Source organism: Paraburkholderia humisilvae, from assembly GCF_902859855.1.
GTDB classification, from domain to species: Bacteria; Pseudomonadota; Gammaproteobacteria; order Burkholderiales; family Burkholderiaceae; genus Paraburkholderia; species Paraburkholderia humisilvae.
The window spans coordinates 60,272-72,219 of sequence record NZ_CADIKH010000035.1 but is presented as its reverse complement, the minus strand read 5'-3'; the positions used below and the strand labels follow the sequence as shown (position 1 = coordinate 72,219).

The window sequence follows — 11,948 nt, the reverse complement described above, 5'->3', positions numbered from 1 at the left end:
CCACAGCGTCATGAACACCAGCATCGACGAGAACTTCATGCGGTCGGCGAACGCGCCGGTGATCAGCGCCGGCGTAATGATCGCGAAGGTCAGCTGGAAGCAGAAATAGACGGTTTCCGGAATGGTCGGCGCGAGGTGACTCACGCTCAGCAGCGTCGCCTTGTCGCCCTTCACGTACGACATGCCCGACAGGAACACCCGCGAGAAGCCGCCGATGAACGAGTTGCCCGGCGTGAACGCGAGGCTGTAGCCGACCACGGTCCAGACCACCGTCACCAGACAGGTGATCGCAAAGCTCTGCATCACGGTCGCGAGCACGTTCTTCTTGCGGACCATGCCGCCGTAGAACAGCGCGAGGCCGGGAATCGTCATGAACAGCACGAGCGCGGTGGAGGTGAGCATCCACGCGGTGTCGCCGGAGTTGATCTTCGACGAATCCACGACGAACGGCGCGGTGGGCGCCGCCGGCGCCGCCGCGGCGGCAGCCGATGCGTCCGCGGGGGCGCTGGCGGTCATCGCGGCCGGTGCGGCCGACGCGTCGGCCGCAGGTGCCGCGGGCGCGCTTGCCGTCGTATCAGGAGCCGCCGATGCCGCGGCGGGTGCCGAAGCGTCATCCGCGACGGCGTTGCCGATGCCGGCTGCGAGCAGCGAGCCGACCATCAGCAGGGACATCAAAAGTTTGCGCATTTCCAGTTTCCTCTTGTCACTGTTTTTCTACAGGGCGTCCGCGCCGGTCTCCCCGGTGCGGATCCGAATCACTTGTTCGATCGGCGTGACGAAAATCTTGCCGTCGCCGATCTTGCCGGTACGCGCCGCGCGTTCGAGCGCTTCGATCGCCTGGTCGACGATGTCATCCGACACGGCCGCTTCAATCTTCACCTTCGGCAGAAAATCGACCACATACTCGGCGCCCCGATACAGCTCGGTGTGCCCTTTCTGGCGGCCAAAGCCTTTGACTTCCGTGACCGTGATCCCGGAGACGCCGATTGCCGACAGGGCTTCGCGCGCCTCATCGAGCTTGAACGGCTTGATGATTGCGGTAATGAGTTTCATGAATTCCTCTCGTTAGTGACTCAACCCGTTGCGTGCTGCTTACAAGTGCCTTGCGCCTGTCGGCGGCCACTCCCATGAAAGCCGCGGGCCTGCGCATCGGACGGCGTCCCGCCAAAGTGCGCGGGCCAACAACAGCAACTCGCATGCCATGTTGAGCACAGAACGGGTAGAGTTCTTGCCGCGCAAGGCTCTCGCGGCAAAACGCAGGCTGACTCGTCCGAATGGCCAGCGTTCGCGGCGCACGGTGGCGCGGCGCGTTGATCGTTGTTAGAGTGTCCGCACGCATGCAGGACGGCCGTGCGCAGCGACTGTGCACCAGCTCCGGTCATGCGGCGAGCGTTGCCGTGCCGGTATGCACCATCAACGAACATCGGCCCTCGCGAAGCACTGAGGTAACGACGTTTGCACAATTTTTGTGCGCAAGGGGAACGCAATGAAACAACCAAACGACATCTTCAACGACCTGCAGGCGCGCATGAGCGACCTGCTCAAGAACTCACCGGCCAAGGATGTCGAACGCAACGTGAGGGCGATGCTGGCCCAAGGGTTCTCGAAGCTCGATCTCGTCACCCGCGAGGAATTCGATACGCAGACCCAGGTGCTGATGCGCACCCGCGCACGGCTCGAAGAACTGGAACGGCGCGTCGCCGAACTCGAACAGAAACTGCCGGTCACCCAATCGTCCTGAACACTTTCTGATCTGAACATCATCGGCAAGCGAGCCGAGACGTCATCAGCGTATTAATGGGAGTGCGCGGCAACGCCCGCGTGTTCCGACGGGAGTCAACATGTCGCTTGCCGTGGTGAAGAGCCGCGCGCCGGCTGCTGGCCGCGCGCCTGAAGTAACCGTCGAAGTCCACCTTGCCAACGGTCTGCCGTCCTTCTCGATCGTCGGCCTGCCCGATCTCGAAGTGCGCGAAAGCCGCGAGCGCGTACGGGCCGCGCTGCAAAACTGCGGGCTGGATTTCCCGGTCCGCCGTATTACGGTCAACCTCGCTCCCGCCGACCTTCCCAAAGAATCCGGACGCTTCGATCTGCCCATCGCGCTCGGCATCCTCGCGGCCAGCGGGCAGATTCCGGTCGAGTCGCTCGCGCACCGCGAGTTCGCCGGCGAACTGTCGCTGACCGGCGCGTTGCGGCCGATGCGCGGCGCGTTCGCCATGGCCTGTGGAACTGCACGCGGCGCCGCCGCGATCGCACAGGGAGCGGGTACGACATCCCATCGCCATCCGGAGTTATACCTGCCCGCTGCAAGCGCCGCCGAGGCAGCGCTGGTGCCAGGTGTCGACGTGTTCGGCGCGACCGATCTGCCGTCACTATGCGCGCACCTGTCCGGTGACGCCGACGCGCGCCTGTCGCCGTTCGCACCGTTACCGCTTTGCGCCGACACGTCAGCTGCCGCACCGGATATGGCCGACGTGATCGGCCAGCGCGGTGCGCGCCGCGCGCTCGAAGTCGCCGCGGCCGGCGGTCACCACGTGCTGATGATCGGGCCGCCCGGCGCGGGCAAATCGATGCTCGCGGCTCGCCTGCCCGGCCTGCTGCCGCCAATGACCGACGACGAAGCGTTGACCTCGGCGGCACTGCTGTCGGCGAGCATGTGCGGTTTCTCGCCGGCTCAGTGGCGGCAAAGGCCCTTTCGCGCTCCTCATCATTCATCCAGTGCCGCGGCGCTGGTCGGCGGCCGCAATCCGCCGCGGCCCGGCGAAATCACGCTAGCGCACCTCGGCGTGCTGTTTCTCGACGAGTTGCCCGAGTTCGACCGGCACGTGCTTGAAACGCTGCGTGAGCCCCTTGAGGCGGGGCGCATCACGATTTCGCGCGCCGCATGGCAGGCCGATTTTCCGGCAGCCTGTCAGCTGATCGCCGCGATGAACCCTTGCCCGTGCGGCTGGCGCGGCGACCCAAACGGCCGCTGCCGGTGCACGCCGGAAATCGCCGCGCGCTACTTGCGCAAACTCTCCGGTCCGCTACTGGATCGTATCGATATCCAGATCGAAATCCCCGCGCTCTCGCCGGCCGAGCTCTCGGCGCGTGCCGCCGAAAACGGCGAGCCGAGCGCTGCGATCGCCGCTCGCGTGCAGCACGCACGTGAGCGCCAACTCACGCGCCAAGGCAAGACCAATCGTGAACTGGATGGACGCGAAGTCGACGGGGTGTGTCGACCGGACAACGCGGGAGAGAGCCTGCTGCGGGAGGCTGGCGAACGCTTCGGCTGGTCCGCGCGTGCCTATTACAGAGTGCTAAAGGTCGCGCGCACAATCGCGGACCTCGCAGGCGTCGATACGCCGAATGCATCTCAGATAGCGGAAGCGGTGCAGTACCGACGTGTGTTCGGCGCTACCTGACCCCAGCAAAAAACGGTTGTCAAGACTTGACTTATGCACACGAAACAGCGTCTGACAGATTTTGATACAAGTGAAAGGTACTTGTGAGGCCAACGTCAAAGAGCTTTGATTTTATTGAGATTTCTTTCCTGCCAAGAATGAGGGCAAAATAACCGCAGGCCCGCTGCACGGGGCTTTTGCGGCCTACCGAACATAGTTCTCAACAGAGATATCCACAAGTCCTGTGGGTAACAAAAAAACCTGAGAGAAATCCGTCTATTAGCGCCTTAAGTTGCGAAGGAACTTTCACTTCGAACGACGCTCCATGTCCGCCGATTGAGGGCGTTTTTACCCCGCTTAATACAGTTTGAACGACTGGAAGAATTGGTCTAGTTGCTCCGGCGGCGGGTCCTTCTTCGCGATGACCGCAGCCTGGTACACGTGCCGCCCCTTGGCGACCAGGCGCGCGTGCATGATCCGCGGTTCCTTCTTCGGTCCCGCCGGCCCGCTGAATGTCACTTCAAGGCCCTGCACATCGCCGCCGGCGGCAAGTGGCACCGGCATCGCATGCGCGTCGGGCGCCGCGCCGAGGTTGCGCGCAAGCCCATCACGCAAGAAGTCCAGCGCGGCGCGCTGGGTCCGCGGGTCGTCGTTCGGCAGCATCACGGTACCGACCGCAAATACCGCATCGCCGGCTTCGGCGGTCTGCATCGCCATTGTCATCGGTGTGCCGTCGATGTCGATCTGTCGTTCGTCCAGGCTCGGCTTCGCCGGCAGATCGACCGTGTACCCGTTGTCGTTGTTCATGATGGTGCGCCAGTCGTAGGTCGGCGAGCACGCGACCAACGACGCGGCGCAAACGAACGCGCACAGCGCGCGGCACAAAGGTGATCGGGCCAATCGGCCGCGCCGTGCTAGCCAGCCCGGGACGAGAAGACCGGGACGGATGTCAGGGCGAAGGCTATGGCGGCGAAATCGGGTAATAAAGCGGCTGGGCGAAAGCGAATGGAAATTGACACGAAACATGAATGACAGGAAAGGCGAAATCACACTAGAGCCACCATTATCCGCCCACATGCACGCTGCTGCCGCGTGTCTGGAATGCGGCTACAATGGCAGCCGCGGCATATGCGAGCATCGCTGCCCGCGCCTGCCGGCCCTTTTCGCGCACGCGGTGCGCCCCAGAGGTCCCAACCCATGAGCCAAGATACTGTCTCCCGGCGCACCAGCCCGATTCGCTACATTGCGATGGTGGTCGTTGCCGGTGCAATCGCGTTTGCTGGTTATTTCGCGTTCGGCAGCCAGCAGCATGTGCCCGATGCGACATTCACGCTGCTGTCCGGGCAGAAGGTTTCGACGGCCGATCTGAAGGGCAAGGTTTACCTGGTGAACTTTTGGGCAACGAGCTGCGACACCTGCATGAAGGAAATGCCGCAGATGGTCGACACGTATAACCGCTTCAAAGGCAAAGGCCTCGAGTTCGTCGCGGTTGCGATGAACTACGACGCACCGATGTATGTGGCGAACTACACCGAGACGCGCCGCCTGCCGTTCAAAGTCGCAATGGACGATGGGTCCGCGGCAAAACAGTTCGGCAATGTGCAGCTCACGCCGACGACTTTTGTGATCGGCCGTGACGGCAAGATTCTGAAGCGATATGTCGGCGAGCCGAGTTTCCAGGAACTCGACGCACTGCTCAATAAGGAACTCGGTTCGGCCTGAGTATCGATCGGCCGCCTTTTCCCCCCAGCATGAAGCCCGCTTGCGCGGGCTTTTTGTTACGTGCCACGTCACGCACGCGGCGGGCACGCTACGCACTTTCACTTCCCGTCTATTTGCTACGCGATGCATCCGCGCTTACGTCGATGCATCGCGCGCCTGAAGTGCGATTCCTGTATCTCACGTCGTCTGCGCCTCGATGCTTAAATCGTTCGGCGCGTATGCATGCGCGTCGCACGACGGCAGATCGTTGTGTATGCATCGATCGATCCGCCCGCATCGCGAATCGCTACATCAGTACGACGGGAACCTTATGCAAATCAATGGCTATCGCAACACCTATGCGCGCGAAGGCGCGCGCGATCAAGCGCCGCCACCGCTAGCGCCTGCGCCGCAACCGCAGATGTATACGCGCGCGCCCGGCACGCGAAATAACGGGAACGACGACATCGACGACGCGACCACGAGCAACGCCGTTCAGCCGCAGCGGCATCGTCAGCGGCCCAACGCAGGAACAGAGCCCGGAGGTCCGATCGACGACGCAAACGGCAATCACATCCGCGACCGCTGGGACGATAGCGGCTCGCATATCCGCGATACCTGGAATGACCGCACCGGCGTGCGCGCCCACGAGATGTGGGACACGGACGGTACGCATGTACGCGATGCCTGGAGTGAACAAACCGGCCAGCATGTGCACGACACATGGGCAGCGGACGGAGCGCACATGCGCGACTCGTGGGATGAGCAGGGCAACCATCTGCAGGAGGCATGGACTGCCCAGGGGCAATATCTGCGCAAAGCATGGAATGAGCTGACCGCGCGCGTGCAGGACATGCTCAAGCGTGACAACGACAACGGGACGCAGCCCACAAACAATCGGGACAAACCGGTCGAATCATCACCCACATCACCCGACGACATTTCCCAGCCAGCACCCGATTCCGACGATACCCGCACACGCTCGCCGCACGCGGGCGAACGTCACGCCGATCGATGCGAGACAAACCCCGAGTCGCATCCCGTCGGTGACGGCAGGTATGGCCACGGTGTGGCTGGCCCGCTCGGGCACGGCGGCCCCGGTCCGACGAATCGCGGACACAGCGGCCCTGGCGGTGGCGGCAATGGTGGCGGAGGTGGGGACGGCGGCGGTGGAGGCGGTGGATCGATGGGCCCGACCGGCGGCGCAGGCCCCACGGGCCAAATGCGGAATATGGGCCCCGCCGGCGACGCAGCCAGCCCGCGCATCGACCGTGGTATGGGCGCGTCCCAGTTCTCGCAGGCCGCGCTAAATCGATTGAACAGTGCCCCCCAAAACCTGATGCACATCCTCGATCTCGCGCTCAAGCGGCTCGACAAATACGGCGCCAATGATCCGGAACTTCAGCAATGGTTCGGCAAAAACGCAGATGTCAATGAAATAAGGCGAACTCTGACCAGGATGCAGGAGACACTTGCGTCAGGAGACTACAAGATATCCCTCGACCCAGGAACGCGCGATGGATGGGAGATGGCTCACGTGTTCCCCAACGACACGACACACACAATCCACGTGAGGCCGCACATGCTGGACGCGGTCTTCGGCAAAAATACGCCCGAGGTGACGATTGCGCACGAGCTCAGCCACTTCAACGATATCAGCGGCACACGCGATCTGAAATACGGCGACTGGAACGCGTTATCTCTCGCAAGAACCAATAGCACGGCAGCCATGCATAACGCCGAAAACTATGGGATGTTCATCCGGCAAGTGGCGCAACTGCCCGAGGTGGCGTGATAACCGACATGCGCGCTTGCCGTGATCCGGCGTCGTGAGCCGCGCTGTACCTGATGCCGGATAGCCGCGGCGCCGCCATGCCAACACATCACCGCTCGCCGTCTCCCCGCGCGACGAGGCCGTATCGCTTGATCTTTTCATACAGCGTCGCCTTGCCCAATTGCAGCCGGTCGGCCGCCACTGCGACCGCACCGCTCGCCTGCTCCAGCGCCTCGGCGATCACCGCGCGCTCGAACTGTTCGACGCGCTCCTTCAGCGACTGCGTCTGCACCTCATCCACCGACGTCGCGACCGTATCGTCGACGATACCGAGGACAAAACGATCGGCCGCATTGCGCAACTCGCGCACGTTGCCGGGCCACTCGCGCTGCATCAGGTTCGTGCGTTGGCGATCGGTCAACATCGGCGCGGGCCGCTGGTATCGCACCGCCGCGTCGAGCAGGAAGTGCTCGAAGAGCGGCACGATATCCTCACGGCGCTCCGCCAATGGCGGCAATCCGATTGTGACGACATTCAACCGGTACAGCAGATCGCGCCGGAACGTGCCGGCTGCGACATGATCCGTCATATCGCCCTTCGCCGCGGCCACGATCCGGCAGTCGACACGAATCGGCTGGTTCGAGCCAAGCCGTTCGAGCACGCCATCCTGCAGCACACGCAACAGCTTCACCTGCAGCGCAAGCGGCATGCTCTCGATCTCATCGAGAAACAGCGTGCCGCCCGACGCGTGTTCGAGCTTGCCAATGCGGCGTTTCGCCGCGCCGGTGAATGCACCCGGCTCGTAGCCGAACATCTCGGACTCGAACATCTGCTCGGGCAGCGCACCGCAATTGACCGCGATAAACGGCTTGTCGCGCCGAGGCGACAATTCGTGCAGGCTGCGCGCGATCAGTTCCTTGCCGGCGCCTGTGTCGCCGTTGATCAGCACCGCCGCGTCGGTTGGCGCGACATTCGCAATCAGCCGGCGCACCTGCTCGATCGCCGGACTACGGCCGATGATGCGTGGTGCGACCGAGCTCTGCTCCGCCAGCTCGCGACGCAGCGCAAGATTCTCGAGCAGGAGCGTGCGACGCTCCAGGGCGCGCCGCACCGTCTCGACAAGCCGCTCGGATGCGAACGGCTTTTCGATGAAGTCGTACGCGCCATCGCGCATCGCCTGCACCGCCATTGAAATGTCGCCGTGTCCGGTGACAAGAATCACCGGCACGTCCGGCGCGCGCTCCCGGCATTGAGCAAGCAGTTCGAGCCCGCTCACACCCGGCAACCGGATGTCGCTGACCACGACGCCGGCAAAATCGCCATCGATCAGCTTCAGCGCCGGCTCCGCGGCCGCATGCCCCATCACTTCGAAGCCTGCGAGCTGCAAGCTCTGCACGCTCGCGCGCCGCACCAGTTCATCGTCTTCGATGTACAGCACCTGGATACTTTTGTTCGCCATGGTTGTCGCTACGCCAATTCAGGTACCCGCGACGAGCGGGTCGCCGACCTGCGCGCGGGCGCGGCGCAGCGTCAGCGCGAAGACCGCGCCGCCGTCGGGCGCGTTGCGCGCGACCAGCGATCCGCCGCAATCGCGCGCAATCGACGATGAGATCGCAAGGCCGAGCCCGAGCCCCTGCCCCATCTCCTTCGTCGTGAAAAACGGTTCGAACAGGTGCGGCAACACGTCGGCCGGAATGCCTGGGCCATTGTCGCGCACCGTGATGGTCAGCGTCGCGCCGGATGCCTCCATGTCAATCGCGATGCGCGGTGCGGACCGGCCGGCCACCGCGTCGAGCGCATTGCCGAGCAGATTGATCAACACCTGCTCGAGACGCAGGTCGTCACAGTTGACCATCAGGTCCGCGTGTTCGGTGTCGATGTTGAAGCGCTCGCGGATCGGATGCGCCGCACTCGCATCGAACAGCGACACTTCAACCGTTACGCCTTGCAAACGCGTTTGCAGCAACGCGAGTACGTTACGCAACGCGCACGCGACCGGCGAGCGCGCATTGCGCGGCCGTGCCCGGCCGACGAACAGCTTCAGCTGGTTGGTGATTTTGCCCATGCGCTCGGTGAGCGCGGCGATCGCTTCGAGATTCTCGTGAGCGGCGGCCTGATCGCCGCGCTCGAGCAGCACACGCGTGTTGTCCGAGAAGCTGCGCAATGCCGCAAGCGGCTGGTTGAGCTCATGCGTGATGCCCGCCGCCATCTGCCCGAGTGCCGCGAGCTTGCTTGCCTGAATCAGTTCATCGTGTGCGGCGCGCAGTTCCTGTTCGGCGCGCGCGCGTTCGCGTACCTCGTTTTTCAGTTGCTCATTCGCCTGAGACAGGTCCGCGGTGCGCTCGGCCACGCGCTGGTTCAGCTCCGCATAGGCCTTTTGCAGCAGCGCGCGGCTACGCATCACTTCGCGCACACGCGCCCGGCGCATGCGCCAGTAGAACAGCAACAGGCATAGCGACACATAGCCGAAGCCCGTGACGATCGTCGCGTAGCGCGCGTCCGCGTTCACCGGATCGACCGGCGACATCGTGATCAGATGCCAGTCCGGTTCGCCGAGCGCGCGGCTCGACGCGAGATAACGCGGCGCATAGCGGCCGCCGCCGATCCGCACGATCTGCGCGCTGCCGTTCAGCTTGCGTTCGATCGTCATCGGCAGCGGCGCGATCGGTTGCTGCGCATACTGGCGCGTCTGCCGGATCGAGTCGATCACTTCGGTCGAAAGCGGACGCACCGTGTGGTACTTCCACGCGGGCACCGACGACAGGAAGATCACGCCGTGGTCGTCCGTCACGATCAGCGGCTCCGACGCGTCCGCGCCCTGAAACCATTCGAGATTCAGCTTGACAACCGCAACGCCGACGATCTTGCCGTCGAGCATCACCGGTTGCGAAATGAAATAGCCGGGATCGTGCGACGTCGTGCCGATCCCGAAGAAACGCCCGACGTGGCCTTGCACCGCGTCGATGAAGTATGGCCGGAACAGATATTCGACGCCGATGAAGCTGTCCGGATCGAGCCAGTTGCTGGCCGCGACGCAGATGCCGTCTGAATTGATGATGTAGGTGACGTTCGCGCGCGCCTTGCGGTTCAGGTCTTCGAGGTAACGGTTTGCGCGTGCGACGTTCGCCGGATTCGGGTCCACCACGACGTCCTGCACAATCGGGTGTTGAGCCAGCAGATACGGCAGCGACTCATAGCGTTCGAGCGTGCTTCTGAGTGCGCTCGTCGTGCGGTCCGCGCGCGCGGCCGCGTTCGTGCGCAGCGTTTCGATGCCGCGCTGCCAGCTGATTGACCAGGTGAGACCGCACGCCGCCACGAGCCCGGCGACGAGCGCGAAGAAAACGAGCAGGCGGCGCGTCACGATGGCGAAGTCAAGGCGATGAGGATCGCCTATTGTGGCACATTGCGCCACATCATCTTCGTCCGGCGGGCGCGCCGCATGCATCTGCCGCGCGGCCGCCGGCGGCGCCGCTATGCGTCGCGGCGCCGTTGCACCCACGCTTAGACTTCAGCCGTTTCGCTGACGGACACATCGCGCTGCATCACGGCGCGCAGCTTCGAGCGGTCGAGTTCACGTTCCCACGCGGATACCACCACCGTCGCGACACCGTTACCCACGATGTTCGTCAGCGCGCGGCATTCGCTCATGAAGCGGTCGATACCGAGAATCAGCACCATGCCCGACAGCGGAATCGTCGGCACGACGGCGAGGGTCGCGGCGAGCGTGATGAAACCTGCGCCGGTCACGCCGCTCGCGCCCTTCGACGTCAGCATCGTGACGGCGAGCAGCGTCAGCTGTTGCGCGAGCGTGAGATCGGTATTGGTCGCCTGCGCGATGAAAAGCACCGCCATCGTCATGTAGATGTTGGTGCCATCGAGATTGAACGAGTAGCCGGTCGGCACCACGAGGCCCACCACGGAACGCGAGCAGCCGAGCTTTTCAAGCTTCAGCATCAGCTGCGGCAGCGCCGCTTCCGACGAGCTCGTGCCAAGCACGATCAGCATCTCTTCCTTGATGTACGCAACGAAGCGGAAGATGTTGAAACCCACCGCACGTGCGATCAGGCCGAGCACGACGACGACGAACACGACCGAGGTCAGGTAGAACGTGCCGATCAGCTTCAGCAGCGGCAGCAGCGAGCCGATGCCGTACTTGCCGATCGTAAACGCCATCGCGCCGAACGCACCGATCGGCGCGAGCTTCGTGATGATCTTCACCACGCCGAACAGCACGTTCGAGATGCCCTCGATGAAATGCGTGACCACCTTGCCACGTTCGCCGATCGTCGCGAGCACACTGCCGAACAGCAGCGCGACCAGCAGGATCTGCAGGATTTCACCTTGCGCGAACGCCGACGAGATCGTGTCCGGAATGATGTGCATCAGGAAGTCGACGGTCGTCTGGCCATGCGCCTTCGCCGCGTACGACGCCACCGCCTTGCCGTCGAGCGTCGACGGATCGATGTTGAAGCCGACGCCCGGCTTGAGCACATGCGTCGCGATCAGACCGAGCACGAGCGCGAAGGTCGACACGATTTCGAAGTACAGCAGTGCCTTGCCACCGACACGCCCCACCTTCTTCATATCCTGCATGCCGGCGATGCCGGTCACGACCGTACAGAAAATGATCGGGCCGATCACCATCTTGATCAGCTTGATGAATGCGTCGCCGAGCGGCTTCATGTCGACAGCGAACGCCGGCGAGTAATGTCCGAGCACGATGCCGATGATGATCGCGGCGATCACCTGAACGTAGAGGATTTTGTAGAAGGGTTTCTTCACGATGGGGTTCCTGCAATGGAGTAAGCGACTGGCTTGCCCTGCAGCGCATCATGCGGACGGTGGTCGTACGCCTGTGCGCGGGTGACAAGCCGCTACAAGACGACGATTTCAGAAGTACCAGGACAGGAATTCGGGCATCGTGTCTCCTTGCTTTATTTTTGAGCAGCGCCATGACGGGCCGCGCGCCAACCCTTTGCAAGGTCAATGCCAACGCAAGCCGCGCAGCTGCACTTTGATTTTTAAAGCTATTTTTCGCCCGGACGAGCGGACGCGTCCGGGTTTCCGGAAATCTGGAATTGCGATGTCGGACA

Annotated in this window: 9 protein-coding genes and 1 pseudogene; 4 read left to right on the top strand and 6 right to left on the bottom strand. The window is 63.3% G+C overall.

The features are described 5' to 3' along the window. A pseudogene (locus HV796_RS28490) lies at positions 1–687 on the bottom strand (ammonium transporter); the annotation flags it as partial. 27 nt (positions 688–714) lie between these two features. After that, positions 715–1,053 carry a P-II family nitrogen regulator gene (locus tag HV796_RS28485; RefSeq protein ID WP_006048089.1) on the bottom strand — a complete coding sequence of 113 codons (339 nt, stop codon included), beginning with the start codon at positions 1,051–1,053 and terminating at the stop codon, positions 715–717. A gap of 433 nt (positions 1,054–1,486) precedes the next feature. Here HV796_RS28485 and HV796_RS28480 point away from each other — a divergent pair, with 433 nt between their 5' ends. After that, entirely contained in the window at positions 1,487–1,741 is a 255-nt protein-coding gene (locus tag HV796_RS28480; RefSeq protein ID WP_175230019.1) for an accessory factor UbiK family protein, read from the top strand. A gap of 100 nt (positions 1,742–1,841) precedes the next feature. Further along, on the top strand, positions 1,842–3,401 hold the full coding sequence (locus HV796_RS28475) for a YifB family Mg chelatase-like AAA ATPase (RefSeq protein WP_175230017.1): 1,560 nt from the start codon (positions 1,842–1,844) through the stop codon (positions 3,399–3,401). 336 nt (positions 3,402–3,737) lie between these two features. Here the strand turns inward: HV796_RS28475 and HV796_RS28470 are convergent, their stop codons facing one another. After that, entirely contained in the window at positions 3,738–4,406 is a 669-nt protein-coding gene (locus tag HV796_RS28470) for a hypothetical protein (RefSeq protein WP_377694907.1), read from the bottom strand. A 171-nt stretch (positions 4,407–4,577) separates the two neighbouring features. On the opposite strand from HV796_RS28470, the gene HV796_RS28465 reads away from it, so the two are divergent. Next, entirely contained in the window at positions 4,578–5,102 is a 525-nt protein-coding gene (locus tag HV796_RS28465) for a TlpA disulfide reductase family protein (protein WP_175230015.1), read from the top strand. A gap of 724 nt (positions 5,103–5,826) precedes the next feature. Continuing rightward, positions 5,827–6,876 (top strand): M35 family metallo-endopeptidase, encoded by a 1,050-nt coding sequence (locus HV796_RS28460; protein ID WP_175230013.1) that lies wholly within the window; start codon positions 5,827–5,829, stop codon positions 6,874–6,876. An 88-nt stretch (positions 6,877–6,964) separates the two neighbouring features. Here HV796_RS28460 and HV796_RS28455 read toward each other — a convergent pair whose 3' ends face one another. The 3 genes from HV796_RS28455 to HV796_RS28445 are packed head-to-tail and all read right to left on the bottom strand — an operon-like array spanning position 6,965 to position 11,637. Then, positions 6,965–8,314, bottom strand: coding sequence for a sigma-54-dependent transcriptional regulator (locus HV796_RS28455; RefSeq protein WP_175230010.1), 1,350 nt, complete (start codon positions 8,312–8,314; stop codon positions 6,965–6,967). Between the two features lie 18 nt (positions 8,315–8,332). Further along, positions 8,333–10,300 (bottom strand): sensor histidine kinase, encoded by a 1,968-nt coding sequence (locus tag HV796_RS28450; protein ID WP_175230037.1) that lies wholly within the window; start codon positions 10,298–10,300, stop codon positions 8,333–8,335. 56 nt (positions 10,301–10,356) lie between these two features. Continuing rightward, the gene (locus HV796_RS28445) at positions 10,357–11,637 is read right to left on the bottom strand and encodes a dicarboxylate/amino acid:cation symporter (protein WP_175230008.1); all 1,281 of its coding nucleotides are present in this window, start codon (positions 11,635–11,637) and stop codon (positions 10,357–10,359) included. Positions 11,638–11,948: the final 311 nt, after the last annotated feature.

Bases quoted from the DNA above. Each gene is read 5' to 3' on its own strand.
- HV796_RS28485 (WP_006048089.1), bottom strand. From the start codon at position 1,053: ATGAAACTCATTACCGCAATCATCAAGCCGTTCAAGCTCGATGAGGCG.
- HV796_RS28480 (WP_175230019.1), top strand. From the start codon at position 1,487: ATGAAACAACCAAACGACATCTTCAACGACCTGCAGGCGCGCATGAGC.
- HV796_RS28475 (WP_175230017.1), top strand. From the start codon at position 1,842: ATGTCGCTTGCCGTGGTGAAGAGCCGCGCGCCGGCTGCTGGCCGCGCG.
- HV796_RS28470 (WP_377694907.1), bottom strand. From the start codon at position 4,406: ATGTTTCGTGTCAATTTCCATTCGCTTTCGCCCAGCCGCTTTATTACC.
- HV796_RS28465 (WP_175230015.1), top strand. From the start codon at position 4,578: ATGAGCCAAGATACTGTCTCCCGGCGCACCAGCCCGATTCGCTACATT.
- HV796_RS28460 (WP_175230013.1), top strand. From the start codon at position 5,827: ATGCGCGACTCGTGGGATGAGCAGGGCAACCATCTGCAGGAGGCATGG.
- HV796_RS28455 (WP_175230010.1), bottom strand. From the start codon at position 8,314: ATGGCGAACAAAAGTATCCAGGTGCTGTACATCGAAGACGATGAACTG.
- HV796_RS28450 (WP_175230037.1), bottom strand. From the start codon at position 10,300: ATGCATGCGGCGCGCCCGCCGGACGAAGATGATGTGGCGCAATGTGCC.